The organism is Olivibacter sp. SDN3 (assembly GCF_014334135.1).
In the GTDB taxonomy this organism is placed as follows: domain Bacteria; phylum Bacteroidota; class Bacteroidia; order Sphingobacteriales; family Sphingobacteriaceae; genus Olivibacter.
Map to the genome: position 1 here is coordinate 5504322 of NZ_CP060497.1, position 26450 is coordinate 5530771.

Genomic DNA, 26450 nt, shown 5'->3' on the forward strand with positions numbered 1-26450 from the left:
ATATCTAAAAGGTTACATTAAGGCCAAAACTGATTTGTTTCATGGTTGGGTAAAGCGTTTGCGTTGCACCCAACCTCGTTATTTCCGGATCAATACCCTCATAGTTTGTAAATGTGAAAAGATTTTCCGCATTCAAGTATAAGAAGAGGCGCTTGACATTTATCTTCGTTGTCCAATCTACAGGCAGAGCATAGCCCAGTTGGATATTTTTGACCCGTAAAAAAGACGCATCTTGCAACCAAAAATCAGATGCCGGCTCAATATTCTGATTATATATATAATTGGTTAGCCGCGGATATTTCGCGTTGGGGTTCTGTGGCGTCCAATAATCATTGGCAACAGCTTCATTTATAAGGTAACCATTTCTCACACCTGTAGTCATGTAACCGTCTCTCCAATACGCCTTATTGCCTGCCTGCCCCTGTAATAAGACCTGTAAACTGACGCCTTTATAACTTGCATCTACACTAAGCCCAAATAGCGAAGTAGGATTATGGCCAGCATTCAAAATCGTACGGTCATCTTCATTAAAGTGTCTATCGTCATTAGCGTCTACATATAGAAAATCACCTGGCTGAGGCACACTTGGTTGAAATGTATAGCCATCAGCCACCAATTGATCGATATAGTCCATATCCCCTTCTTGCACAATACGGTCTACCGACCTAACGTAAAATGCCCAGATCGGATGTCCTTCCAATAGTATATTTTGGTTGGCTAAACTAAATTCTTCTCCTTTAAAGCGCATCACCTTATTTTTCACATAAGTGTAATTGGCACTTATTCCATAATGCACCTCCCCTACTTTATCGTTCCAGCCCAGAGAAAACTCGACTCCCCGGTTCCTAACAATAGCTGCATTTTGATTAGGCGATTGCAGCACACCTTGATTATTTGTTGGAATACCATTCACCAAAGGGATGGGTAGATCAATTAAGATATCTTTAGTATTACGGTTAAACCATTCAAATTCGAAGTTTAGGCGACTGTTGAGCAGCGCCAAGTCCAGTCCGACATTCGTCACATCCGTCTTTTCCCAGGTAAGTAATGCATTGGTTATGGCCAGAGGTGCTGCGCCACGTACAATGGTTCCACCAAAGGAATAATTAGCTGCCCCATAGGCATTCATGTAATCGTAATCGCCAATGCTATTATTCCCTAAGCTGCCCCAGGATGCCCTCAGTTTTAGGTCGTCGATCAAATGTACACCGCTCATGAACGCTTCCTGTGAAATCCGCCAGCCCGCAGAGAAAGAGGGGAACACACCCCATCTACGGGCCTTTGCAAATCGGGACGAGCCATCGTTTCGGATATTTGCTTCAAAAAGGTAACGATCATCGTAATTATAATTGAAACGTCCAAAGAAAGACCTTAAAGCCCAGTCGGTTGCATTTCCTCCCACAACAGGATCTGCAGATATAGTTGCGTCAAGAACTGGAGTAGACTCATCTATCAGGTCATACCTACGTGCGTTGAAATTATTTCTCCGATAATATTCTTCCTGATACCCCGCCAACATATCCAGTCCGTGTAGACCAATCTGCGTATGATATTTCAACACATGGTTCATCACATATTGAAAGTCACGTTGGTGCGTATTGTACACATTATTTCTTCCGGGATCCGGATTGGTAATCTGTTCTGTCTGGAAATTCCAGCGAGGAATATATACGGTATGGCTCCGTTGAGATTGGTTATCAAAATCAATGGAAAAGCCCGACTCTAAGGTTAATCCTTTGTAAAGATTAATATTCGCGTATAAACGTGAAAAGACCTTTTGTCGTTCCAGATCACCGATTGTGGTGTTTATATTATGCAGGTAATTGTTTGCCTGTAAATTTTCGCCGGGAGCCATTGCTGAGCCGTATCTTCCCTGAGGATCTCTCGGTAAAATACCAGGGACTGAACCGGCCGTAAAACTAAACAAGTCATTAATATTTGCCAATCCAGCATTTGACCATAACCCAAAGGTGTTACTACCAACGGTTAGCCAGTCGTTGATCTTAGATTCAACATTCACCCGAGCACCATAACGTTTAAAACCGGCATTTTCGACAATACCGGGATTATCCAAGTAGTTGGCCGATAATAGATAGGTTGTTTTATCATTTCCGCCGGTAGCCGAAAGATTATGCTCCTGTGCCCATTTTTTCCGTAAGATCCAATCAAACCAATTGGTATTGGGATAACGTATGGGATCGGTAGTTGAATTTGCTCGCCATTCGTCGATCACCGATTGCTGAAAGGGACCTGAGTTTGGTGTAAGGTTATTAAAGCCTTCATTGATCAGTTCCATATGCCGTGGGTAATCGCTCACCATATCAATTAAATTAGAAGGCTCTTGCTGCGACATCCGTACATTATACGTCAAATTGGAGGTGCCGGCAGCACCGCGTTTTGTGGTAACCAATATTACACCATTAGCTGCCCGCGACCCATAAATGGCGGCAGAAGCAGCATCTTTCAGAATGGAGACATTGGCTACATCCTGTGGGTTTACATCATTCATATTACTGGGCACCCCGTCTACCAAGACCAGAGGATCGGAGTTGTTTAATGTTCCCTGGCCTCTAATACGTAAAGTAGCCCCGTCACTCCCAGGTTGCCCCGTTGATTGCTGCACCTGCATACCAGAACTTAAGCCGGCAAGCCCCGCGGAAAGGCTGGTAATAGGTCTTGTTTCGGCAACATCTGAAAAATCAATGGAAGACACGGCTCCGGTAAGGTTTACTTTTTTCTGTGTACCGTAACCAACAACAACTACTTCGTCCAGCGCTGCTTGATCTTCATCGAGTACTATTTGCATCAAATCTTCCGACACCTGTTGTTCAAATGACCTATAACCTATAAACCGAAACACTAACACTGCTTGTACATCTCCAACTTGAAGATTAAAGGCTCCTTTATCATCTGTCGTCGTACCGTTCGATGTACCTTTTTGCATCACGCTTACTCCCGGAAGTGGAAGTCCTTTTTCATCATTTACTATACCGCTTACTTCCATTTGTACCTGTTTCTTTTTGATTGGCGATGCTTCTTCCAATTTTTCCTTTACTATCACGGTTTTGTTCTTTATCACATAGGTAAAAGGCTGGTTTTCAAAACATATAGCTAAGGCCTGCTGTAGTGTCACACTATTCACTTGAATATCAATAGGTTTTGCACGCTCGATTAAATCTAGGTCATAAATAAAATCATAATCGCTTTGTTGGCTTATTTGGTCTATCACTTCTGAAAACTGAGCTTTTGTTTTTTGTAAGGTGATTTTTTGGGCATTTGCCCTATAAGCAAAGGTTTGCATTATACCGCACATCATAAAAACGATGATAAGATTGGTTTTCATAAGCAAGGATTTACATGTGAATGTTAATGCCATCCATGGCCTGTGGTGTCTGAGCCATCGAGTTGTTTTTGATAAAATTGTCTTCTTCATCTAGGAATACATTAATAGCCAAGAAAAGGCTTTACTCAGGTTTTAGTTATCATAATTCACTAATTTGGTCTGTGTGTTGCCGGCACTGAACATCGAAGCACCGTTTGTATATATTACACATCAAGTATCAATTAATCCTGTACCATAACCCTCCTTCCCACTATTTTGAAACGTACCTGACCAGTTTCTTCGATCATTTTCAGTACATCTTCAATGGATCGGTTACGGGATATCTTACCTCCGAAAGCTAAAGGCTTGGTAGTTTTTTTATCGTAATCGATCGTTACATCATACCAGCGTGCTATCTGAGACATAATATCTTCCAGATTACCCTTAAATTTAAAGTAACCATCCTTCCAAGCTAGCACCTCATCTAAATCTACTGAGCGCACAGCTATCCTTTCATTCATAACCGTTGATTGTTCTCCTGGACGTAAAACCACCTCTTGTTGGTGTTGACCTCCTATGGTACCGGTGGTGTTGACCCTTACAGCCCCTTTCAGCAACGTTGTATGCGTATGATTATCGGAATATGCCGCTACGTTGAAATGGGTTCCGAGCACCTCAACAAACTGTGTTGCGGTATTAACAATAAAGGGTCTTTTTTTATCTGTGGCGACTTCAAAATAAACCTCTCCTCTGATCGAAACCGTACGGTTAGCCGTCGTAGAAAAATCTGTTGGGAAAGTAATAGAGGAGGCTGCATTCAACCATACTTTTGAACCATCTGGCAATACCATTTGATATTGTCCTCCTCGGGGAGTTTCAACGATGTTTAAACCACTAGCTTGTCCTTCTCCCTGTTTTTCTGTTGATTTTTCATACAGTAACTTGCCATCTGCTGTCTTAATGACTCTGGTTGCACCTTGCTCAGCAACAGTGCCATCGTCGGTATCATCTAAAACGATTTGAGAACCGTCTGCCAATGTTAGCATCGCCTTGTTTCCTCCCGGTTTTATATCCACAAGTAGTGCTTGATTAACCACTGCCTCTTTTTCTTGAGTTCGCTCTATGTACCAATAATAAGTAGATAAAGACAGTACGATAAGTATCACTGCGGCTACCAGTTTGCGCGCTACCGGATTGTTTCCCTTGATGATGGGCAATGGAGTTTTTTCAATGTCGATATTATTTATATGAGCGTCTATCCGGTTTTTTAGGTTCTCCTTTAAACGTTCTTTTTCAATGGCATTCAGTGGATCATCTGTTCCCTGTTTTTCCAACTGATCGAGATATGCATTATATGCGATAAGTTCTTTCTCAGTGGCTGTTCCATCAGCTACTTTACCCGCTAAAAACTTCAATTCCTTACTATCCATAGCAATGCTCTATAAAAAGAAGGCACTTCAGGGCAGACTATCCCCCAAAACGTAGCGAGTTTTTTTAAAATTTAAAGGAAGAAGAACAGTAAATGGTTATTATTAGCCAGATGGACCCGAAGTTTCTTTAATGCAATCGTGATCTGATTTTCTACTGTTTTCTCTGAGATATCCAGTTTTTTGGCAATTTCCTGATTTGTCAGAAACTCATTCCTACTCAAGTGAAAGATTTCGCCGCAGCGATTTGGCAGGCTATCGGTAAATTGTTGAATGATGTACTGTAATTCTTTCAGATCGAGCATGTCTGTAAAAGAAGTATAATTGGTTGTTTTATAAGTGATATCTTTAAACGCAAGGACCTTCACTTTGTTATGACGGATATAATTTGCGACCTTATAGCGAACGGCTACGCTCAGGTACGTTTTAAACACATTCACCCTTAATTTCTGTCGATGTTCCCAGAGCCAGACAAAAACTTCCTGTAAGATATCCATACTCAATCCCCTATCCTGCACCATGCGATAAGTGAATTGATATAACATTTCCCAATGACGATTGTAAACTTCATTAAAGGCTTGGTGATCACCTATCTGAATAAGTTTTAATAACTGCAGGTCATTACATGAGTCGTAGGAAATCATAACAAATCAGCGGGCAAGTTTTACTTTGGCAGAAGCAAACTTAAGTAAAATTGATTATATCAACAACGGGTTATATTGATATATCAAGAAATTGAAATATCAACAATTAGTTGTAGAAAACGGGAAAAGGCGGTATCGCCTGTTATGGATACCGCCTTTTCATATGCAAAAAATGAATGGATTTTTTTAGTGGGTATCCCACCAAAGAGGTGTTATAATCCGATCAGGCCCACCCAAATGTTGTACTCCTGTTTCTACACCTGGTGCGTTAACCTGCTGCTCTTGCAATAAGAAGGTAAGCCTTCTAATATACTGCGTACTCGGGTCCGTCACATCAGGGTTATCCGAATTGGCTACCGGATAGAACCTGAAGGCTCTACTTCTTCGATTATCGGCCCAAGCTTCGCATCCATCGGGGAAAACAGCCAGCCATTTCTGTATTGCGATCTGTTCCAATTGAACGCTTGTGTTCGAAGGATCAAACCGCACAGGCACATCCGTAATGGGAGGTGAACTTAGAAAATCTTCAGGTGCTACCGGAAGATCAGTGCTAGCAATGTAGTCATCAATAAGTTCTTCATCGGTAATTTCCCACTGAATCATGGAGTTCCGAATTCCCTCTCCGTATAACTCTTGCGAGGAACCGCCCATATTCCAACCCAAAACAGCACCTTCCGCTCTTAAAAAATAAGCCTCTGCCGTGCACATCACATTTTGTGGTGTTGTTAGAAAACTCGCGATGCCGTTAGCCGCAGGAGATGACCACTTGGCACCTACGCGAGAGTTTGCGTTAGGTGTATTCGCACTATTAGTAAGCTGATTAGCCGTCAAACCATTTCGTAAACCTTCATAACTTCCGCTACTTGCAACCGGCATAAAATATTCAGCTATCCGTGGGTCGTTATAGCCCTTTAAAATAGACTCCATGGTAGCACTCATTCTAAACTCATTCCAATCACTCATTTGCGACAGTCCATTGATATCATTTCCATTCAGGCTTTTCTCCAATAGTGCATCATCGCTTGGACTTGTTGTAAATACCCCACCAGCAACTGCAGCCTCTGCTTCCAGTCTAGCTCTTTCAGGATCCACATTCGAAATACGTAAGGCCAAACGTAAGCGAAGGGTGTTACCAAATTTTATCCATTTATTCACATCACCACCATAAATGATGTCGTAGCTTCCATAGGGTGTTTCGCTTGTTCGGTCTTGTAAAACCGTGACAGCCGAATCCAAACGTTTAAAAAAATCGTCATAAATAAGTTCCTGCGGATCATAAGGAACGCTATTATCGACTGTTCCGGCACTGAAATAAGGAATAGGCCCCCAATAATCTGTAATGCGATGAAAAGCGAAGACCCATACGATATTCGCCAACGCATATTCTGATGAAGTCGGTTCAGTATTTTCAAAAATGGTTAATAACTGCGGCATAGTATTCGCGTACAAGGCATTCCATGCTGCATTGAACCAATCGGGACGCATGACATACCGATCTGAAGGGAAAGAAGTCGCTACACAGGCAAAATATTGTGCATATTGATCGGCACTTAGATTTTGAGCGGTTTGATAAGAGGTACCAAACAAGGCCTGTGTCTCTGCACGGCTGAAAAGGAAAGGTAGTTCTGTTGCACCAACATCTATGATGGCATCGGGATTGGTATTGATTTCTTCAAAATCTCTTGTGCAAGAGGTCAACAGTACAGCCAAGAAACAGGTAAAACTTATATTTACGATATAATATTTAATATTTTTCATCTCATATTTTTTTAAAGGTGATGAAGCTATCATGATTTTTCACAGCTACTTATCTATTTGGTGTTCAAGAGCTGGCAAGCTCAGTTATTCATTTCACTGTATGATTTTGAAAATCATGATGGTTTCATAATAATCTTTTTGTTGTTGTGTGATAGACCAAACGCTATTAAAAACTTAGCTGTACATTTACTCCCCAGCTTCTGGTAGAAGGAAGCGTACCATATTCTACTCCTTGATAATTACTATTCGCTAAGCTCATATCAGGATCAAACCACATTTTTCGCTTACCGATACCTGGAATATCCAATTTAGAGCTGCCTCTATAAATCCAGAATAAGTTCCGGCCCACCAATGATACCCGCATATTATTAAAGAAAGAAGTTTCCTTAAGCGGTATTTCATAACCGATAGCGAGTTCCCTCAACCTAAAGCTGGTAGCATCATATGCAAAAAATTCGCCACTTCCGTACCGTTTACCGGAAACCGTTTGCCAGAAATCCTGGGCGTTTACAGTAGCATCTACCGCATTGCCGTTATTATCTACACCACCAAGGTGAAGTCCGCCTTCGCGGAACTGATCAGTAACTTCCGGAATACCGCTGAAAGCAAGATTCATCTCTGTGCCAGACACTACCGTACCACCGATTCTGCCATCTACCAATGCTCTCAGTGAAAAATTCTTATAGTTGAAGGTATTGCTCAATCCCATATTAGCATCGGGATTAAAGTTACCAATCACATCGGGCTCTGCCGTACTGATAGGCAAACCATTAGCATTTACCAAATATCTTCCTTCCGCATCCGTTGCCCATTTCAAAGCATATAAATCACCATATCGACCACCTTCTTCTAAAGCTACAGAAGCAACGCGAGCATCGCTATTGATATAGAAAAAAGAAATATCGTCAGAAAGTTCTACCACCTTATTTCGGTTCATCGCTAGATTGAAGCCAACATCCCAGCTAAAATTATCATTTCTAACCGGAGTGCCATCTATTACAAATTCAAAACCATGGTTCTGTATATTACCGGCATTGATATATCGGGTGGTATAGCCAGTAGCCGCGGGCACACTAAGGGAGAGCAATTGATTGGTTGAGTTGCTCTTGTAATAAGTAGCTGAAAAACCAATGCGATCTTCAAAAAACCGTGTTTCGATACTGGCTTCTATGTTTTTTACAATTTCTGGTTTTAGATCAGCTATCGGGTACAACGGGTTTCTTCCAATTTGTCCATTTCCCGCACTTTGAAAGAAGTTAAAGGTTGCCAACCGAATCTGTTCTTGTCCACCGTTACCTACTTCGGCGTAATTAAGACTTGCTTTCAAGAAAGATAGATAGGAAGGGAGCGCAAGCAAATCAGATAAAACGACCGACGCACCCGCAGAGTAATAACCATAGGAATAGGGCGACGGCAACCTGGAATCCCAATCATTACGATAACTGCCATCCAAGAATATGGCATCCTTATAGGAAACCGTTGCCTGTCCGAATACCGACTGTGTTTGATTCCCACCAACAATATTAGTGGTATTAGGTGAAGCCGCATAAGCAATACTGAACATATTTGGCACTCTTAAACCGTTGGCCTGTACATTTCGTTGCACATTGGATATATCCCTGTAAATGGCCCCTACGTTATAGTTCACTCTCCAATTTTCGTTGATTTGATTGTCTCCTGAAAAAATAAGATCATACCATTGCTGTGTAGTATAAATATCATTATTAATGAAGTCTCCTCCCGCCCCGGAATTGGTATAGAGCAAGGTTCCTTCGGCATATGATTGTTGTAGATTATCGACAATCCTATCCAAGTTAGCTCTACCGGTTACATTTAACCAGTCGGTCAATTGATATTTCAACGAAATAAAACCCATGATACGATCACGATCGGCATTAATGGAAGTATTATGGACCATCCAATAGGGATTTTGATAGATGGAGCTCAAGGTTGAGGGCCAGGGCGATGGCATCATCAGTCCACTTACACTTTCTGCCTGATAATGCCGGGCGTTTGCGATCGAAATATTTCTGGGAATCTGGTAAATATTCATAATGGGCGAGTTTTCCTCTCCCGTTCGCGGTAGGTTATCTATACCCTGTTTGATATAGGTAACCTTCGCATCGCTCGACAAGCGATCTGTTAGCTGATTATTGATACGCAAATTAATCACATGCCGTCCTAGTTTATTCTGGGGCACGATACCCTGTACACTATTATTGGTATACGAGAAATAGCTTTGCATTTTTTCATTTCCACCCGAAATACCCACATAGTTATTTAAGCTGGTACCCGTCCGGAAAAAATCCTGGATATTAGATTCCTGAGCATTATAGGTAGCGGTCTCACCTAAATAATTTGTATACGATTGACCGGACATCTCTTCCCCCCAGCTATCGCCAATATTACCATCCAGTGAACCTCCTAAACCCTGTCCATACCGATTTTGCACATGAGGAAGTGCAAAAGCGTTTTCAAAGACGGCACCCGAATTGATATCCACCCGGTATTGATCTACTTTTCCTTTTTTGGTGGTAATCACTAACACACCGTTACCTGCCTGGCTTCCGTAAAGGGCCGCAGCAGAGGCTCCCCGTAAAACAGTCGTACTCTCGATGTCGTCAGGGTTAACGTTTGATGCCCCATCAGGCCCCTGAATTCCACCAAAAGTATTCCCTGGAGTAGCATAGGTAGGATTTGCTACGGGAACGCCATCAACTACGATTAATGCATTGTTAGTTCCTTGAATCGAACGGTTACCACGGAGCACGATACGAGCACCACTCCCGGGGCCGCCAGAACCTTGCGTAATCACCGCATTGGCCACCTTACCTTGTAGGGAATTGATCACATTATTTGCATCGCGAACACCGGTCAATTCTGACGGTTTAATCGTTTGTGTGGCGTAAACCAAGCTTTTGGATTGTCTGGTGATTCCCAAAGCGGTGACCACGACTTCTTCTAGACTTTCAGCTTCTTCGCTGAGCGTAAAATCATATACAGACTTGTCAGCCTCTACCACAAGTTCCTGTTTGGTATAACCAATGGCCGAAGCCACCATTACATCACCAGCAGCAACCTCTAATGTATAGGTACCGTCCTGATCAGACTTTGTTCCACCTGTTTTACCTTGGACAACTACGCTAGCACCAACAACTGGTAGCCCCTTTTCATCTTTCACAGTACCTTTTACAGCAACAGATTGACCTTTTGCAAAAATTGGCACTAAAAAAAGGAGTAAGACTACAAAACATTTGAATTTGTCTTTATAAAAGACCATTCGTTGTTCCCGGAAAAAAATTTGATCTGTTTTCATATACTAAATTAAATTAATGGCACACCTTAGGCTGAAACGCAAACGGTAAAGGCAATTATTTAAAGAAATACAGAAAAATCATTCCTAAACAAGCAAAAAGGTACGACTGTTTTAACAAATATCTGACAGGTTAGATGTTAAAGGAATATTTTTACAAGCACAAATAACAAATTTTTCAACTAAAAACGATAAAAAATATCAAAAAAACAATAAATTGATCAAAATAATATAAATAAAACACATCAACAACGTATTTTTTCCTCATATATCAAACCAACAAGTGTTTTTTTAAATAAAAATAGAAAAAACGTAGTTTTTCCGTTCGTTTATCAAAGCAGACATCGTTCGTTTACCATATCAAGGTGTTTATAAATTTCATCATAGCGCAAGGAGTTTTCCTGTTCGGTTTAGTTTATCAAGGTCTATCAGGTATCACAAAATGTAGCAACTCAAACCACTACAAAAATGGTCTAATCGGTAAAACGATACAACGTATATACAAACGCAAACGTATTTCTAATCCCTTGAACCAAAGGCCCCAAAATACGCTGCTCCCAGCAATGCGGCTTTACTGTTTAAGATTACGCGGATAGGGATCTCCCGTAACAAGGGATCCATACGGTCGCTCTGTATAAACTGTTCACGAAACAATTCATCTTTCAATAGCGGGTATATCCTTGGTGGTATGCCTCCTCCCAGGTAAAGCCCTCCGGTAGCTTTGAGCTTTAAGGCTAAACTTGTCGATTCTCTTGCCATATACGTAACAAAAAGCTGCATAGCCGTTACACAGGTGTCGTTTAATTCCCGGATAGCAGTATGGCTAATCACCGCCGCGGGATCTTCATTTTCAAGTTTCTCCCGAAGCCAGGCAGGCTCTTTGTACCTTTTACTTTCCCTTAAGAAGCGATAAATACGATAAATTCCTTTACCCGACACTAGATGCTCCCAACTTATAAGTGGTGTTTCGTCACGTAAATATTGAAAAAGCTCGAAGTCTAATTCTGTTCTTGGAGAAAATTCACTATGCCCGCCTTCCGTAGCAAAAGGGCGGTAGTTTTCGCCATCCCAAAATAAACCAGCCTCACCCAATCCCGTACCTGGGGCTAAAATAGCCATATTACCTTTTTGATCGGATCCGGTATTAATAACAGCCAAGTCGTCATCTGCAATGCCCACCAACCCATAAGCAGTAGCTTCCAGGTCGTTTAGCAAATAGACTTCCTCAATGCCATGTTGCCGCCTAATCGCTTCCACATCGATTGACCATGAGAGATTCGTAAGGTTTACTTTCCCGTCCATTACAGGGCCTGCGACGCCAATGGCTAACACATCAGGACGAGCGCTTATATTTTTCTTTAAATAGTCGGTTAAAATATGATCAAATGAAGTATGTGCAGACGAAGGAAGTGTAATTTCATCCATCAAATTCATCGCTCCATTTACAAGGTTATAAACTCCTAAACTGGTTTTCGTTCCACCAATGTCAACAGCCAATATCTTAATACCTGTTCTACTTTTCTTCTGGTTGGGTAAATATAAGGGTACAGTATCCATAGTGTCTATTTTAGGCTAAAATTTTCTTCAAGACTTTATTACCAATAACAGCGAAAGACATATTTTGATTGATTTCATGAACAGAAAAATCAAACATATTAATTACCTATCGGAATATTTCTTGTAGTTGTTGTATTTCATCTTTATATGTGGTTTTCTTTCGGGTCCCAAATATAAAGGTGTTTTCGAAAACAGATTTCCCTCCGATCATAATATTCAAAGGACAAAAGAGTACCTGGTTAAATAAGCAGCACATCATGTCGCCTTGATAAAGATTTTGTGATTTGAATCACAGCACGTCATACGTACACCTTTTACCTTCGCAGTAAAAAAACATGACTAATAAATTTGATTTTAAATATACCACATTTGGCGCCGGTACACCGATACTTTTGCTACACGGACTTTTTGGCGGTCTGAGTAACTGGACGGCTTTTATCGATACGTTTCAGAGTCACCATAAAATTATTGTCCCTATTCTACCTATACAGGATCTACAAGGTGAACATCATATTTTCAAGCTTTTAAATTACCTGGAAGCACTCATCGCCCACTTAGCTTTACAAAACCCTGCCATCATCGGGAATTCCCTTGGGGGACATTTAGCCATACACTATGCGTATAAAAACCCTGTAAATATACGTTGCTTAATATTAACAGGCAGCTCTGGCTTATTCGAAAACAGCATGGGCGGAAGTTATCCGAAGCGAAACAACAGACAATATATAGAGGAGCGCATCAAACATACATTCTACGATCCTGCAGTTGCCAACCCAACATTGATAGAAGAGGTCTATAGGATTACCAAAGACAATAGCAAGTGTATTGGTATCATAAAAATGGCTAAATCTGCACAACGTGATAATATCAGAGGTTTACTTCCAAAAATCAAGACACAAACTTTGCTAGTATGGGGAAAGCAGGATCGGATTACTCCCCCTTCGGTAGCAGAAACTTTTCACTCCCTTCTTCCTCATGCAGCATTGGAGTGGATCGATCAATGTGGTCATGCCCCTATGATGGAAAGACCCGATCAGTTCAATACAATTGTAGCGCGTTTTTTAGCACCTTAACGGCTTTCTATTTACTACCATAGGGAACTTCTCGCCAAACAAGCGCAACATTGGATACCTCTTATCATATGGGAATCCCCTAGATAAGTACAGACACTTAATAGAGAAACAACCCGAATTGCTGCAAAAAGTTACACTTACAGAGCTCTCCAAATATATTCAAACCAGTCGAGAGTCGCTCAGTCGAACAAGACTCAAGCTATTGAACGAGGCGAGAACAATATGCGATTAACAATAATCTATAAATCAGTTGTTACCGGTATATTGTAGTAACCAATGGTTACCAAATTTATCCGTCAAACCGCCAAAAAAATCGCCCATCTCCGTTGCTTCGAGCGGGTTTGTTGACAGCCCTCCAATAGACAGGTTCTTGTAATAGGTTCTCATCTCCCGTTCTGAAGTGCATTCCAATAAAATGGAAACCGTATTTCCCTTTACTAAACCGGCATCACTCACCATATCTGTTCCCATAAGTACCAGCCCTCCCTTCCTTAACGAAGCATGCAAAATGTACTTTTGTATGGGAATAGGAAAATTTTTCCCTAAAGGAGAATCAGCAATCGTCTGAATAGACAAATTCCCTCCCAGACATTGTTGATAAAAAAGCATAGCTTCCCTACAATTGCCATTGAAAGTAAGATATGTAATAAGATATGACATTTTCCGTTCATTTGATATTACAAAGTTGTATTTTTAAGCAAAATTCGAACGGGTGTGATAGCGACTTTTGTAGGGTTAATTGCGCCATGTTTGACTTGAAAACATTACTGCCATTTATAAATCATCTTGTATGAAAAAAGTATCCATATTAGTTCCGGAATCCGCAGTGATGGAAGCCATAACCAATCCACGCTACTTGTTCGCTACCATCAATCAGTTTTCGCAATCGTCGGGAAATTTGCCTTTTTTCGACGTGCAACTTGTAGGTCTATCAAAAGAGATCAAACTTCATAACGGCGTGTATTCCGTATATACTGATAAACAGCTTGAAGAAGTACAGCATACTGACCTAATAATTATCCCTGCGCTATTCGGTAATATGAGCAACGCTGTGGAACTAAATAAAGAACTGATTCCCTGGATAATTAAGCATTATCACCAAGGGGCTGAAGTAGCCTCTCTTTGTTTAGGTGCATTTTTACTTGCGTCTACTGGCCTGCTAAAGGATAAACAATGTTCTACACATTGGGCATATACAAATGAATTCAAAAACATGTTTCCGGAGGTCGACTTAATCGATGGAGGAATTATATCCGAATCTTCTAGAATATATACCAGCGGAGGCGCCAATTCCTATTGGAATTTACTTTTATATTTGGTAGAGAAATACACTGATAGAGCAACCGCTATTCTTGCGGCGAAGTATTTTGCGATTGATATAGACCGTAATAGTCAAGCTGCATTTACGATCTTTAGTGGTCAGAAAAATCATCAGGACGAGGAAGTGAAAAAAGCACAGCAGTTTATTGAGGAAAACTATCATGAAAAAATTACTGTTGACCAATTGGCCAACATGTTTGCTATTAGCCGACGTAACTTTGAAAGACGGTTTAAGAATGCCACCAACAACACCATTATAGAATATATACAACGCACAAAAATAGAATCTGCGAAACGCAGTTTTGAATTAAAGCGAAAAAACATCAGTGAGGTCATGTATGATGTAGGGTATACGGATACAAAAGCTTTCCGATCGGTTTTCAAGAAAGTTACCGGCCTCACCCCAATAGCATACAGAAATAAATATAATAGAGAAATCATTTTGGAAGCCAAGGCCTAAGCCAAATTCTCGCGACCTTCGCTTTTAATTTAATTGGGCTTGATAAATTTTCCTATACGGCTTTTTTTCATCTAGGTATCTTTTCAATACAGACACAACATTGCATACAAAATCTTCTTTAATAGCTACATATTTATAAATTTCACTAACCATTCTATACTTATTGATCGTAATGCTCCGTGCTATTGTTAAGTGAGGGTAATAGTATACTTTCTTTGTCCTGAATACCTCTGTTAATGTTTTATACAGTGCCGTAATAGGTGTGCTATTCGCTATTTTCACGCAAACGCTAAAAGACACAGCGCCATGCATGAGGTATTCAATACCGTGAAGCTTGATATCAAAACTTCCCTGATCAGATAGTGCTGATTTTAATGTATTGACGATCGCCCTATCATTTTCATTTGTATACAATTTAAAAAGCGATATGTGTGCCAGTGCATATCGGTTTTCCCGAGATAAACCAATCTTTTTAGCTAGATATACCTTTTGTTGTTTGATCCTCGTTTTGATGTGTTCCGGTGGAGAAAGCAATAAAAAACATTCTACTTTGGGCGGTTCGTTAAACAAATTTAACTGCATCTCTTTTTACTAACTTAAAACAATTTACAATAACGCTTGTTCTTGATTAAAATGTGCTGGGAGTGCTTGATTACTATCGGGCTGAGATAGATCCTTAATACTTGAACTGGATAATACCAGCGTAGGGAAGCATCTGCACAATATCAATATATTTTGTGCGAACTCCATTTCTGATATTAATCAGAAATGGAGTTTTTGTTAGTCTTATAGGGAACTGGTAGTACCCTTCTTCCATTTAATTTCACAACCGATGGCTTTTGTTGTAGGGGTTGACGGGTCTTTACCCTGCATTAAATCCGTCAACGCATTTTCCACGAATAAATTTGTTGGCGTCCCATCCTGGCTATCATCTATAGCACCGATGTATTTCAACACCATATCGTTGTCGACCTTTTGAACAACGAACATATGCGGAGTTCTCGTGGGAGCAAATTTTTTCGTAACCATATGATCGGGATCATATAAATACGGAAAAGTAAATTCTTGATCCGTTGCCCGTTGCCTCATATGTTCAAGCGCTTCCCCCTCCTGCGCTTCAGGATCATTTGGGTTAATCGCAATTACCGGGTAACCCTGTTCTTTAAATTGATTATCCAAAGCAATTAAGCGCCCTTCATAAGCTTGAGCAACAGGACAGGTATTGCAAGTGAAAGCTATGATGAAACCATTTGCCCCGTCATAATCTGCCAAAGAAACTTTTTCTCCAGATACATTTTCAAGAGAGAAGTTTTCTATCTTATCTCCTATTTCATAACCTTTTTTTTGTGCATTTAAGCTAAAGCAACTTAGTAGCAGCATTCCAATAACTAAATTTTTCATCTCAATTGATTTTGTTTATAATACCGTTATGAGGCGATGATTGCCACTGTTGCATAACCAATAAAGCCATCTCTCGACTGGCAAATCATCACACCTTTCTTTTCATTATCATTTAAATTTCCAATAGCAGCGGGGCCACCTGTAAATTATGCTTCCATTTTTTATTTTGCAAATCGCAGCTAAACAAAAATTATCGAAACTTACGTTTAAAGCTTAAAAAGGTGTCTTCCAATGCTTGGAAATCAAACGATTGTTCAAAGAACAATCGTTTCTCTCCTCCAGAAGTTATGAACAAGGTAGCTGGTATTGCACCAGACCAGTCTGGATCAATCTGTTCGATATATTTTTGTTGATTTTGTTCATTTAAAACATATACTTCATTGGTAATGTGATGTTTTTTTATAAAAGGTTTAACCAAACTATCTATCTTAGTTGGACTATCAAGACTCACAAAAATCAATTTAGTGACAGGATCGGGTTGCGTGTTAAAAAGTTGCTGGAAATATGGAATTTCTTCTATACAAGGCGTACACCAAGTAGCCCAGAAATTCACTATAAATACAGTGTCTTTTCCAGAATCAATGCGGTGCTCCAATTGATCTAACGTTATGAGCGAAACCTTTTGCGCATTACTTTTTCCTAATTGATAAAAAAAAAACACCGCGGATAACAAGAAATACTTCACCAAAGCTTTCATCAGTACATAACAAAAAATATTGTTTAATTTATTCTTAGCAATATGTAAACTTTGTTATAACGTTTACAAAATACCCATATCCAATTAAACGTGAAGATAAAAAATCTATATATTAGATACCATTACTCGTTTAAATTGTTTTCAAAAACACTAATTAGTTTGTTACTAATAAAAACACATTTTATTCATTACGTTTAGTATAGCAAACAATAAAAACAGACCAGAATGGATTTCTATGCTCAATTGTTAGATCATATACGCCGACATATCACGTTAACTCCACGGGAAGAAGAACAGATTCGAGCATCTTTTCAAGTGAAACGGCTTCCCAAAAGAGCGTTTTTATTACAGGAGGGCAATTTTTCATTTTATGAAAACTATGTTGTAAAAGGATGTCTCTATTCATATGCTTTAGACGATCAAGGCAATAAACACATACTCCATTTAGCTATAGAAGATTGGTGGATCAATGACTTTGAAAGCTTTTTGAAAGAAATTCCGGCGAGCAGGTATATTGTTGCTTTAGAAGATGCCATAATCCTTCAGATCAATAAGGAAAACCTTACATCATTGCTTAAACATATTCCTGCATTCAATCACTTTTTTTTAGTTCTTCATCAAAATGGCACGATTGCGCAGGATCGCAGAATACTCCATAACATTCAATTATCTGGAGCTGAACGTTACGAATGGTTTGTAAAACATTATCCTTTTTTTGTGGAGCGCATACCTCAAAAATATATTGCTTCTTACCTAGGAATCACTCCCGAATTTTTAAGCTCCATAAGAAAAAGAGCAGGTCGAAAAAATAAATCTTCTTAAGATAGTTAAAGGATTTTTCTTAAAATATCTTATGTAAAAATTAGAAGAGATAAAAGATTTTTGTTTTCATAAAATATCATGAAGATGAAAAAGCAGAATTTATTTGATCCATTCCCTTTGGGAAGGCATGTTTTGAAGAATAGATTTGCACTAGCTCCGATGACCAGAACCAGTGCAAATGCGAATGGAGTGCCGACGAAAAAGATGCAAGATTATTACGCAGCACTAGCGAAAGGTGGATTCTCATTAATCATAACTGAAGGCACTTATACCGATGATGCCTACAGCCAGGCGTTATCTTATCAGCCCGGCATGACGAATAGTAAACACACCAAAGGGTGGCATAAAGTTGTTCGGTTCATCCATAAATATGGGAGTTTAGCCATATGTCAGTTAATGCATGCAGGGGCTCTTGCAACAAAAGACGGTGAGTCTATCGCTCCATCTGCCATCCAACCTTTGGGAACTAGAATGACTAAAGGAGGTGCAAGCGCCGAATCTTACGCTATTCCCAAAGCAATGGACAAAAAGGACATTCAACAAGTAATCGACGGTTTTGCTAATGCTGCGGAAGCGGCGCAGCAAGCAGGTTTTGATGGGGTAGAAATTCATGCCGCCAATGGTTATCTCCTTGATCAGTTTATTACCCCTTATACCAATACACGCACGGACGATTACGGTGGAACTATTAAAAATAGATTTCGAATCGTAAAGGAAATCATTTCAGCGATAAGGAAAAAATACGACTCAGCTTTTCTTATCGGTTTACGGCTTTCAGAGAGTAAAGTAAACGATTTAACCTACCGATGGCCAGAGGGGGTGGCTTTTGCGAAAGAACTATTTAAAGAGGTAGCGACCGCGGACTTATCCTATATTCATATTGCTGCAGAAGGAGGCAATTGGGAAAGAGAATGCTTATACACTGATGGGATTTCATCATCATCAATTGCAGCGGAACTTACTCAGTTACCAATAATAATTAATGGTGGATTACATGATTTAGCTAAAGCAGAAAGAATCGTTAATTCAGGACATGGGCATTTAATTGCCATAGGAAAGGCAGCGATTGGCGACCCCGAATGGGTAAACAAAATAAAATGCGGCATCCCTCCCAATCCTTTTAAGAAAGCGATGATAACACCTTACTTTACATTGGCTAACACTGCATTGTTCTTTTCTAACATCAAACAAAAAGTTTTGTAAAACATTTCAGGTGCTCTTATTGTTAGAATCATATAAACAACGAGTGCAGGAGGTGCTTGATGAGAATCATGTTAGAAAACTTCCAAACCTCAGCTGGAAATACTAGCACTAGGAAGCACCGTACAACAGCGTTTGTACAAACTCCATTTCTGACTCTTTATCGGAAATGGAGTTTTTTTATTAACACTTCCAAACAAATATTAGTTACCTTAGTGTACACTTTTTCTTTAACAAGGAGCATTTCCCGAACAATAACTGGCGTATAAACACCTATATCACTCTCGTCTTCAAATAAAATTACGGCACAATAAGTAAAAGAAATAGTGCATAAAAAACGAGGAAAGCCAGGGCATTTCCAAACCGAACGCTTTGGCACTTCGTGTAAATACCATTATTTCAATAAAATATATGAATAAAATCTACCTATTTAGTAGATTTTATTCATATATTTGCTCTATGCACCTTATAAAAGATAACCATATTACATTTTACACCTTCATTATGGGCATGGATGATATGGTTGGTTTTCTATACTGAAGGTTAAATTTATCTTAGTAGCAAAGATCCCTTCAGTTCACACCTGAGGGGATTTTTTGCGGTATGTAATGATATTACGGTGTTATATGGTTTCTTTCTCTTATTATGGGTTTACAATTTGGAAAGAAACCGTCGCCCACCGAGGCGTTTGCTTTTAATGATTAAATAAAATTATGAACAAATTAATATAAGACAATGACAAGCAACGATCTTCTTAAATTCATCAAACGTCAACGGAAAGCCAAAGGTTTATCTCAGGCAGAGATGGCGAAAAGAATGAATATTGTTTTAAAGACCTACCAAAATATCGAAAGTGGCATAACCCGCATCGATATTGATCGACTGAAGCAAATTGCATCATTGATTGATTTAAATTTAAGCTATGTTTTCCGTGATGAACAAGGTACAGCAGAAAAAAGCAATGAGGAAAAGGCACTTTATCACAAAATTATCACCGATAAAGAACTATATATTGCAAAACTAGAAGAAGACATTCGTTTTTATCAGGAAATATTACGAGAAAACAGAAGTTTCTAAATCTTTTGTCATTCAACCTATTTTTGAATACACGGCTGTTCAAAGACATTTTGTCTTAATTTGTTTTTTTATAATTCCACATAGCCCAACCATTCAGTAGTACCGCAAAACCGATAAGATATATAAATTCCATTTTTACATCTTCAAAATTGCTACTTTTTAATATCACCATCCGTACCACCTTTACGAAATGTGTAACTGGCGTTAAGTTTGATAGCGTTCTTGCCCAATTAGGCATACTATCTGTTGAAGTAAAAAAACCACTCATCAACATAAAAATCATCATAAAGAAAAAAGCCACAAACATCGCTTGGACCTGATTATCACTATAAGTGGAAATAAGTAGTCCGAATCCCAGTAGTGCAATCAGATAAATAGATGCAAAAGCATACAACAGCAATAAACTCCCCTGTGGATATATTCCGTACATGAAAGAAGATACCATCAAACCAACGGTAAAAATAAACATTCCAATAATCCAGAAAGGTATCAGTTTGCCAAGAATAAATTGCCATTTCTTTATAGGTGTCACATTGATCTGCTCAATGGTCCCAATCTCTTTTTCTTTCACAATGTTAAGCGCAGTCATGAAACCGCCTATCAACGTAAGTAACAGCACTAACACTGCGGGTACTACATTAAATTTGTATAAGGCCAATGGGTTATACCAGCTACGTTCAGCGATTTCTATCGGTTTGTTCAGCAAAGCTTCTTCTGATTGTACATTTATATCAAGATCTGCATTAAAGTCGGCTATTACTTTTGTGAGATAAGCGCTGCCGATACCCGCTTTGGTGCCATTGATGGCGTCTGCCGAGATTCCGAGCTTTTCGGTACCATCACGAATTAACGTACGTTCGAATCGTGGGGGAATTTCTATGACAATATCTGCTTCCTCTCGCTGGATGTACTGTAATCCTTTTCGATAGGAAGAGGCAAAGTGTATAGGTTTAAAATATCCAGAGGAACCTATTTTATTAATCAGCTGATGAGAATAACTACTATGATCATGATCAATAACAGCTAAACTGACAGCCTTCACATCAAAGTCCATAGCCAGCGGCAGGATTACCAATTGTACCATGGGCATGACAAACATCATAGCCAAAATGGACTTATCGCGAAAAATCTGCCGGAATTCTTTCTGTAAAATAAAACCCAAGATATTCATTAATCCGTTCCGTTTTTATAACCTAATTTTAAAATTCTTCCACGCTATACTTAGTAGACCTATCGTCATACAAAAAAGTATCAATGTTTCTTTCCAGATATAACTAAAACCCAAACCTTTTAACATGACTGCTTTAACAATTGTATAATACCACCTGGATGGCACGATGTGTGAAATCCCCTGAAAAACCTTCGGCATGTTTTCTAAGGGCATAATAAAACCTGTAAAGATCAATGTCGGCAACATCATGCCCATCAGTGAAATTAATAATGCCGTTTGTTGGGAATTCGTCACGTTAGAAATCAACAGCCCTAAGGACAGACACGTGATGATAAACAAAATGCTTTCCAGGTATAGAAGACCTATATTACCTTTTATTTCAACGTGTAGCAGAAATACCGCGAGCAGTAATATCAGGGTAAAATTAGCCAGGGAAAGCAACAAATAAGGTATAGCTTTCGCTATAAGTACAAATATTGGTTTAAATGGTGATACCAATAAAATCTCCATAGTTCCCATCTCCTTCTCCTTCACAACGGATACCGATGTTAGTGCCGTGCATACAATCATTAAGATGAGCGCCATTACTCCCGGAATAAAGTTCAATGAACCACTTCCCTCTTCGTTGTACAACATGCGTATTTCAGGGATAATGCGATAGGGAAAAGTCTTTTTAGGTAAAATATCCTGCTGATAAGCATTGATAATAGTCGTTAAATAATTGACTACAGTTTTCGAAATATTGGGATCTGATCCGTCGGTAACGATTTGAACCTTTATATTTTCTGAACTATACAGATCATTACCAAAGTTGGGTGGAATGATTAGCGCACTTTTAATTTCTCCTTTTTTGAATTCATCTTCAATACCTTCATAGCCCATAGTTGTTTTTTCTACGATGAGGTATTCTGATGTTTTTATTTTATCAATAAGACGTTGGCTAACAACATCGTTCGCATAATCCACAACAGCTATATGGACGTTTTTCACCTCACTGGAAAGAGCGAATCCAAATAAAATGATTTGCACCACGGGAAGTCCAAACATGATCAATAGTGTTCGTCGATCACGAAAAACGTGATAGAATTCTTTTCTGATGAATACGAGTAATTGCTTCATTTTTTATCATTCGCTATCAAGTATACCTATCATTTTTTCATCGAAACCGCTGTCTATAAATGCTGGTTACTGAAACATACTAATAATTAAGTATCTCCTCTTTTGGCACCTCGAGCAAGTTTATAAAACACTTCGTCCATTGAGTTTACCTCATGTATGCTCTTTAAATTTGCGGGGGCGTCGAGTGCTTCCACTTTTCCATCAACCATAACCGAAACACGATCGCAATACTCGGCCTCATCCATATAATGCGTAGTAACAAAGATCGTGATACCGGTGGCTGCTGCCTCGTATATCATGTCCCAAAACTGACGCCGCGTTACCGGGTCGACTCCTCCGGTAGGTTCGTCCAAAAAAACAATTTTCGGTTTGTGAAAGATTGCAACAGAAAATGCCAATTTCTGTTTCCATCCTAAAGGCAGTTCTCCTACTAGTTTTTTAACTTCTTTCTGAAGACCAAGGGACTCCACGAGTACTTGAGTTCTTTCATTGATTTCCTTTCTCCGCAAGCCGTATACACCACCAAAAAAAGTGATATTTTCTACTATAGTCAGATTTTCATACAGGGAAAATTTCTGACTCATATATCCGATATTTTCTTTGATCAGTTCTTGCTGCTTATACACATCATATCCAGCAACACTGGCCTCACCGTCACTGGGGTATGATAAACCGCATAAGATCCGCATTGCTGTGGTTTTGCCTGCACCATTCGCTCCTAAAAACCCAAAGATTTCGCCCTTAAAGACATCAAAGGAAATTTGATCGACAGCTGTAAAGTCGCCGAATCGTTTAGTCAATTTACTACATGTGATAACTTTTTCGTTTTCCATGATAATATCAGGGTTTTGCCTATTCAATTTTAGATTGCATTAATCGAATAAAACTATCTTCTATATTCGGGGTAATTTCCTCTACCACTATTTGCAGGTGACCTTTCTCATGTGCATAATCTCGCAGCTGCGAGACACCATTGTTTTGCGATTCTTTCAACGTAATATGTAAGTATTCTCCAGACGCATAGCTACTATCAATGGCCTCAAATTCCCTATAGTCGCGCAACAGCCGGTAGATCTCACTCGACTTTGCGGCGTACAGCTTTGTTGGATAAGATCGTATGATATTTTCTGGCGTATCAACCGATAAGATCTTTCCGTTTTGAATTAATGCAATGCGTTCGCAAAGGGTGGCTTCATCCATGTAAGGTGTAGATACCAGAATAGTGATACCTTGCTCCTTAAGTTTTTTCAGCATCTCCCAAAATTCTTTACGCGATACCACATCTACACCCGTAGTAGGTTCATCTAGGAGCAAAACAGTCGGTTTGTGAATGAGTGCACAACACAGGGCTAGTTTCTGTTTCATTCCTCCCGACAGCTTTCCGGCCCGCCTGTTACTAAATGGTTTGATCTGATCATAAATATCTTTAATCAGGTCATAATTATCATCTATTGTGGTGCCAAAAATAGTCGCAAAAAACTTTAGGTTTTCCGCTACGGTTAAGTCTTGATAAAGCGAAAATTTTCCCGGCATATAACCAACGCAATTACGAATGGCTTGATAATCCTTACGCACATCGTGTCCAGTAATAAACGCCTCCCCTTCATCCGCTAACATTACCGTTGTTAGTATACGGAATATAGACGTTTTTCCGGCGCCATCCGGACCAATAAGTCCGAACAATTCACCTTTACTAACCTCGAAAGACACACCGTTTACCGCCCGAACATTTCCCTTATCGTAAGACTTAGTAATAGCATTTAATGTAACAGCATTCATATTACGTTCTCATTAACAAACAGTCGAACTCACCTCGTATCATGAGCAAGTAGCACCTGACCATACATCCCTATTTTTAAAGTACCATCATTTTTTACACGTATTTTAGTGGCATATACCAAGTTAGCCCGTTCATTTTTTGTTTGAATCGCTTTAGGTGTAAATTCCGCCTTATCGCTAATCCATTCGATAACACCATCGAATGTTCTATAATCCTGCTCATTTTCATCCACTTGAACTTTCACCTGTTCTCCAATTTTCAATCGCGTATATTTATCGCCTGTAACATATGCTCTCAAAATTACCGTTGACAAATCAGCAATTCTATAGATAGGTTTTCCGACGGTAACCATTTCGTTTGCTTCTACATATTTGCTCAGCACCAATCCTTTTACGGGATTAACGATCCTACTTTTTGTCAACTGATCGTTGGTTTGTTCCATTTGAAAATACAATGGTGTTGTTTCTTCTTTTAAGCTCGTAGCTGTTATTCCTAAAGACGATTGCTGTGCTTCCAAGCGTTTTCGGATAATATTCACCTGCGCAATTGCATCATCCAGTTGTTTCGGAGTTGCAGCATCGGCTTGAACTAGGCGAGTTAGTCGCTCTTGCTCAATTTTTGCATGGTTCAGTTCTTCCTGCAAACTAGCTATTTCAGTAGCAATATTTGGTTGCTTACTTAAGATAGCGGCAACCTGAGCCTCCAATTGTTTCTTCTTAAGATATAACTGCATGGTATCAACATAGCCAACTACCTGGCCAATTGATAACTCCTGCCCTTCTTCCAAGGACAGTTCCTTTATCACTCCAGCAGTTTCTGCTGATACTATTGTTTCAACTGCCTCAAATGCACCTGAGGCGTCATAGGGAAGGCCCGTATCCCTACAAGAGAAAGTAACGGCGGTTAAACCCATTATAAAAATAAGCGTTCTCATATCTTCGTATTTTAAGCTTCTTTAATTTCCAGTAGTATTAAGATTACTGTGTTGCGCATATAACAGCTGAATTTCATGCAGGATCTTATTTGTTCGCGCTTGGTCTTCGGCATTTAATTCCCGTAAATAATCACTTGTGTTAATTACCCCATTTTCAAGTTGCGCGAATGAGCTCGTTTTTATGCGACTACGCAATTCAATAATTTCGTCATCCGACCTTAGCAGTTGCTGATAACGATCAATCTCCGCTTGTTCCTGACGCACCTTATGTTGTGTGTTGAATAAAAACGTTTCTTTTTCAGATGCAACTTCTAAACGATTATTCTGTAAGATTGCTTTCTCCTTTTTGGATGTATACCATCCAGCTATATTCCAACTTAGGCGAACACCGCCGATATAATAAGCCTCAAAGCCGGGGTTTAAAATATTCAGGGCCGGTCTACCATAGCCCCCCTGGAAGAAAAAGTCTACCTTTGGCTTATTACGTGCATTTATAAAGTTTTCCTGAATAGCTATGTGCTGCAATTGAAAATCGTAGAGAGCGAGCTCAGGCCTATTAATAGTAGCTGGTGTTATCGATGGGGTTGGCTTCTCTAAAGCCACATTGCCATCTAACCTTGTGTTTACGAACATTCCCAGCATCTCCATATAAGCTTTACGATTGGCCACCAATTCGATGCCACGTTGAATCACCTTCAGTCTTTCAGCTTCCAAAATATCTGCTTCACTTTTCAAAGCGGCACCGTTCTTTATAGCGGCTTTCACCTTTTTAAGCCCCAACTTTATATCAGCTTCCATTAATTGATTCTGCATCAGATGCTCATCAACCATGAGCACACCGAAAAATAGTTGATTGACGCGTTCCTTCAATTTGTATAGTTCGACTTCCAAACTTTGCTCCTGAAGAGCAGCGCTTATCCGGATACTTTCCTTCTCCTGTCTGATTGTACCACCGTCGTAAATAGATTGGTTTACTTCGCCGTAAATTCGATACTGATCTTTCGTTAACTGCGGAATTTCAACGCCGGGCATTGACAGCGGAATTTCTGTCACGGCCGATTGATAGGTTGCCTGCCCATTGATATTTAACTGAGGCAACTGTGCTTTCGCTGCATTTTCTATAGAATAACCTTTGCTTCTATTGATCAGTTCTCTCTTTTTTATCAATGGATAATTGCTCTTTGCCAGTTCATAGCACTCCTCCAAAGTAAGTATCGCTTCCTGTTGCGCTTGGACAAATACTACGGGTAGCAATAATAAACTTATGACTATAAAACCCTTCATAATTAGTTATTTATTCTTTTTACCGCCTGGTTTTCTCGTTCTCCCACGCTTCTTGGCCGAAACAATCAGGCTGATTTCCAGCCATCTAAAA

Annotated in this window: 21 protein-coding genes and 1 riboswitch; of the genes, 5 read left to right on the forward strand and 16 right to left on the reverse strand. The window is 39.6% G+C overall.

Going from position 1 to position 26450, the window contains the following annotated elements; genetic code table 11:
* Positions 1–4: 4 nt before the first annotated feature.
* The 6 genes from H8S90_RS23130 to glk form a co-directional block, all read right to left on the reverse strand.
* Positions 5–3343 carry a TonB-dependent receptor gene (locus H8S90_RS23130; RefSeq protein WP_187340146.1) on the reverse strand — a complete coding sequence of 1113 codons (3339 nt, stop codon included), beginning with the start codon at positions 3341–3343 and terminating at the stop codon, positions 5–7.
* 221 nt (positions 3344–3564) lie between these two features.
* Positions 3565–4752, reverse strand: a complete 1188-nt coding sequence (locus H8S90_RS23135; protein ID WP_187340147.1) for a FecR family protein — start codon at positions 4750–4752, stop codon at positions 3565–3567.
* A 71-nt stretch (positions 4753–4823) separates the two neighbouring features.
* The gene (locus tag H8S90_RS23140) at positions 4824–5393 is read right to left on the reverse strand and encodes an RNA polymerase sigma-70 factor (protein WP_187340148.1); all 570 of its coding nucleotides are present in this window, start codon (positions 5391–5393) and stop codon (positions 4824–4826) included.
* A gap of 186 nt (positions 5394–5579) precedes the next feature.
* Positions 5580–7151 (reverse strand): SusD/RagB family nutrient-binding outer membrane lipoprotein, encoded by a 1572-nt coding sequence (locus H8S90_RS23145; protein WP_187340149.1) that lies wholly within the window; start codon positions 7149–7151, stop codon positions 5580–5582.
* A gap of 166 nt (positions 7152–7317) precedes the next feature.
* Complete coding sequence (locus tag H8S90_RS23150) at positions 7318–10467, reverse strand: SusC/RagA family TonB-linked outer membrane protein (protein WP_222852170.1); 3150 nt, start codon at positions 10465–10467, stop codon at positions 7318–7320.
* Between the two features lie 516 nt (positions 10468–10983).
* A complete protein-coding gene (gene glk, locus H8S90_RS23155; RefSeq protein ID WP_187340150.1) occupies positions 10984–12021 on the reverse strand; it encodes a glucokinase in 1038 nt (345 codons plus the stop codon).
* 335 nt (positions 12022–12356) lie between these two features.
* Here glk and H8S90_RS23160 point away from each other — a divergent pair, with 335 nt between their 5' ends.
* Positions 12357–13094 carry an alpha/beta fold hydrolase gene (locus tag H8S90_RS23160; RefSeq protein ID WP_187340151.1) on the forward strand — a complete coding sequence of 246 codons (738 nt, stop codon included), beginning with the start codon at positions 12357–12359 and terminating at the stop codon, positions 13092–13094.
* Between the two features lie 246 nt (positions 13095–13340).
* On the opposite strand, the gene H8S90_RS23165 is transcribed toward H8S90_RS23160, so the two are convergent.
* Complete coding sequence (locus H8S90_RS23165; RefSeq protein WP_187340152.1) at positions 13341–13754, reverse strand: VOC family protein; 414 nt, start codon at positions 13752–13754, stop codon at positions 13341–13343.
* A gap of 130 nt (positions 13755–13884) precedes the next feature.
* Between H8S90_RS23165 and H8S90_RS23170 the strand changes: the two genes are divergently transcribed.
* Positions 13885–14874: a GlxA family transcriptional regulator gene (locus H8S90_RS23170; protein WP_187340153.1), complete on the forward strand. Its 990-nt coding sequence runs from the start codon at positions 13885–13887 to the stop codon at positions 14872–14874.
* 24 nt (positions 14875–14898) lie between these two features.
* Here the strand turns inward: H8S90_RS23170 and H8S90_RS23175 are convergent, their stop codons facing one another.
* The 3 genes from H8S90_RS23175 to H8S90_RS23185 all read right to left on the reverse strand — a co-directional run bounded on the left by H8S90_RS23175 (position 14899) and on the right by H8S90_RS23185 (position 16972).
* Positions 14899–15456: a 2'-5' RNA ligase family protein gene (locus H8S90_RS23175; protein ID WP_187340154.1), complete on the reverse strand. Its 558-nt coding sequence runs from the start codon at positions 15454–15456 to the stop codon at positions 14899–14901.
* A 48-nt stretch (positions 15457–15504) separates the two neighbouring features.
* A riboswitch (TPP riboswitch) is annotated at positions 15505–15601 on the forward strand.
* Positions 15602–15660: 59 nt separating this feature from the next.
* A complete protein-coding gene (locus H8S90_RS23180) occupies positions 15661–16275 on the reverse strand; it encodes a thioredoxin family protein (protein ID WP_187340155.1) in 615 nt (204 codons plus the stop codon).
* Positions 16276–16465: 190 nt separating this feature from the next.
* Positions 16466–16972, reverse strand: a complete 507-nt coding sequence (locus H8S90_RS23185; RefSeq protein WP_187340156.1) for a TlpA disulfide reductase family protein — start codon at positions 16970–16972, stop codon at positions 16466–16468.
* Between the two features lie 225 nt (positions 16973–17197).
* Between H8S90_RS23185 and H8S90_RS23190 the strand changes: the two genes are divergently transcribed.
* From H8S90_RS23190 to H8S90_RS23200, 3 genes are all read left to right on the forward strand, one after another.
* Entirely contained in the window at positions 17198–17794 is a 597-nt protein-coding gene (locus H8S90_RS23190; RefSeq protein WP_187340157.1) for a Crp/Fnr family transcriptional regulator, read from the forward strand.
* A gap of 84 nt (positions 17795–17878) precedes the next feature.
* Entirely contained in the window at positions 17879–18997 is a 1119-nt protein-coding gene (locus tag H8S90_RS23195; RefSeq protein WP_222852171.1) for an NADH:flavin oxidoreductase, read from the forward strand.
* A 732-nt stretch (positions 18998–19729) separates the two neighbouring features.
* Positions 19730–20071: a helix-turn-helix domain-containing protein gene (locus H8S90_RS23200; RefSeq protein WP_187340159.1), complete on the forward strand. Its 342-nt coding sequence runs from the start codon at positions 19730–19732 to the stop codon at positions 20069–20071.
* A gap of 55 nt (positions 20072–20126) precedes the next feature.
* On the opposite strand, the gene H8S90_RS23205 is transcribed toward H8S90_RS23200, so the two are convergent.
* The 6 genes from H8S90_RS23205 to H8S90_RS23230 form a co-directional block, all read right to left on the reverse strand.
* Positions 20127–21242 carry an ABC transporter permease gene (locus tag H8S90_RS23205; protein ID WP_187340160.1) on the reverse strand — a complete coding sequence of 372 codons (1116 nt, stop codon included), beginning with the start codon at positions 21240–21242 and terminating at the stop codon, positions 20127–20129.
* 15 nt (positions 21243–21257) lie between these two features.
* Positions 21258–22361: an ABC transporter permease gene (locus H8S90_RS23210; protein ID WP_187340161.1), complete on the reverse strand. Its 1104-nt coding sequence runs from the start codon at positions 22359–22361 to the stop codon at positions 21258–21260.
* Positions 22362–22447: 86 nt separating this feature from the next.
* Positions 22448–23194 carry an ABC transporter ATP-binding protein gene (locus H8S90_RS23215; protein WP_187340162.1) on the reverse strand — a complete coding sequence of 249 codons (747 nt, stop codon included), beginning with the start codon at positions 23192–23194 and terminating at the stop codon, positions 22448–22450.
* Between the two features lie 19 nt (positions 23195–23213).
* Positions 23214–24140 (reverse strand): ABC transporter ATP-binding protein, encoded by a 927-nt coding sequence (locus tag H8S90_RS23220; RefSeq protein WP_187340163.1) that lies wholly within the window; start codon positions 24138–24140, stop codon positions 23214–23216.
* Between the two features lie 29 nt (positions 24141–24169).
* Positions 24170–25075, reverse strand: a complete 906-nt coding sequence (locus tag H8S90_RS23225; protein ID WP_187340164.1) for an HlyD family secretion protein — start codon at positions 25073–25075, stop codon at positions 24170–24172.
* Between the two features lie 21 nt (positions 25076–25096).
* Positions 25097–26359: a TolC family protein gene (locus tag H8S90_RS23230; RefSeq protein ID WP_187340165.1), complete on the reverse strand. Its 1263-nt coding sequence runs from the start codon at positions 26357–26359 to the stop codon at positions 25097–25099.
* Between the last annotated feature and the right edge of the window lie 91 nt (positions 26360–26450).

Excerpts from the sequence above, each read along its gene's own strand:
- H8S90_RS23145 (WP_187340149.1), bottom strand. The coding sequence starts at position 7,151 with ATGAAAAATATTAAATATTATATCGTAAATATAAGTTTTACCTGTTTC.
- H8S90_RS23175 (WP_187340154.1), bottom strand. The coding sequence starts at position 15,456 with ATGCAGTTAAATTTGTTTAACGAACCGCCCAAAGTAGAATGTTTTTTA.
- H8S90_RS23170 (WP_187340153.1), top strand. The coding sequence starts at position 13,885 with ATGAAAAAAGTATCCATATTAGTTCCGGAATCCGCAGTGATGGAAGCC.
- H8S90_RS23215 (WP_187340162.1), bottom strand. The coding sequence starts at position 23,194 with ATGGAAAACGAAAAAGTTATCACATGTAGTAAATTGACTAAACGATTC.
- H8S90_RS23165 (WP_187340152.1), bottom strand. The coding sequence starts at position 13,754 with ATGTCATATCTTATTACATATCTTACTTTCAATGGCAATTGTAGGGAA.
- H8S90_RS23135 (WP_187340147.1), bottom strand. The coding sequence starts at position 4,752 with ATGGATAGTAAGGAATTGAAGTTTTTAGCGGGTAAAGTAGCTGATGGA.
- H8S90_RS23200 (WP_187340159.1), top strand. The coding sequence starts at position 19,730 with ATGACAAGCAACGATCTTCTTAAATTCATCAAACGTCAACGGAAAGCC.
- H8S90_RS23220 (WP_187340163.1), bottom strand. The coding sequence starts at position 24,140 with ATGAATGCTGTTACATTAAATGCTATTACTAAGTCTTACGATAAGGGA.
- H8S90_RS23140 (WP_187340148.1), bottom strand. The coding sequence starts at position 5,393 with ATGATTTCCTACGACTCATGTAATGACCTGCAGTTATTAAAACTTATT.
- H8S90_RS23130 (WP_187340146.1), bottom strand. The coding sequence starts at position 3,343 with ATGAAAACCAATCTTATCATCGTTTTTATGATGTGCGGTATAATGCAA.
- H8S90_RS23205 (WP_187340160.1), bottom strand. The coding sequence starts at position 21,242 with ATGAATATCTTGGGTTTTATTTTACAGAAAGAATTCCGGCAGATTTTT.
- H8S90_RS23190 (WP_187340157.1), top strand. The coding sequence starts at position 17,198 with ATGGATTTCTATGCTCAATTGTTAGATCATATACGCCGACATATCACG.
- glk (WP_187340150.1), bottom strand. The coding sequence starts at position 12,021 with ATGGATACTGTACCCTTATATTTACCCAACCAGAAGAAAAGTAGAACA.
- H8S90_RS23195 (WP_222852171.1), top strand. The coding sequence starts at position 17,879 with ATGAAAAAGCAGAATTTATTTGATCCATTCCCTTTGGGAAGGCATGTT.
- H8S90_RS23230 (WP_187340165.1), bottom strand. The coding sequence starts at position 26,359 with ATGAAGGGTTTTATAGTCATAAGTTTATTATTGCTACCCGTAGTATTT.
- H8S90_RS23185 (WP_187340156.1), bottom strand. The coding sequence starts at position 16,972 with ATGAAAGCTTTGGTGAAGTATTTCTTGTTATCCGCGGTGTTTTTTTTT.
- H8S90_RS23160 (WP_187340151.1), top strand. The coding sequence starts at position 12,357 with ATGACTAATAAATTTGATTTTAAATATACCACATTTGGCGCCGGTACA.
- H8S90_RS23225 (WP_187340164.1), bottom strand. The coding sequence starts at position 25,075 with ATGAGAACGCTTATTTTTATAATGGGTTTAACCGCCGTTACTTTCTCT.
- H8S90_RS23150 (WP_222852170.1), bottom strand. The coding sequence starts at position 10,467 with ATGAAAACAGATCAAATTTTTTTCCGGGAACAACGAATGGTCTTTTAT.
- H8S90_RS23210 (WP_187340161.1), bottom strand. The coding sequence starts at position 22,361 with ATGAAGCAATTACTCGTATTCATCAGAAAAGAATTCTATCACGTTTTT.
- H8S90_RS23180 (WP_187340155.1), bottom strand. The coding sequence starts at position 16,275 with ATGAAAAATTTAGTTATTGGAATGCTGCTACTAAGTTGCTTTAGCTTA.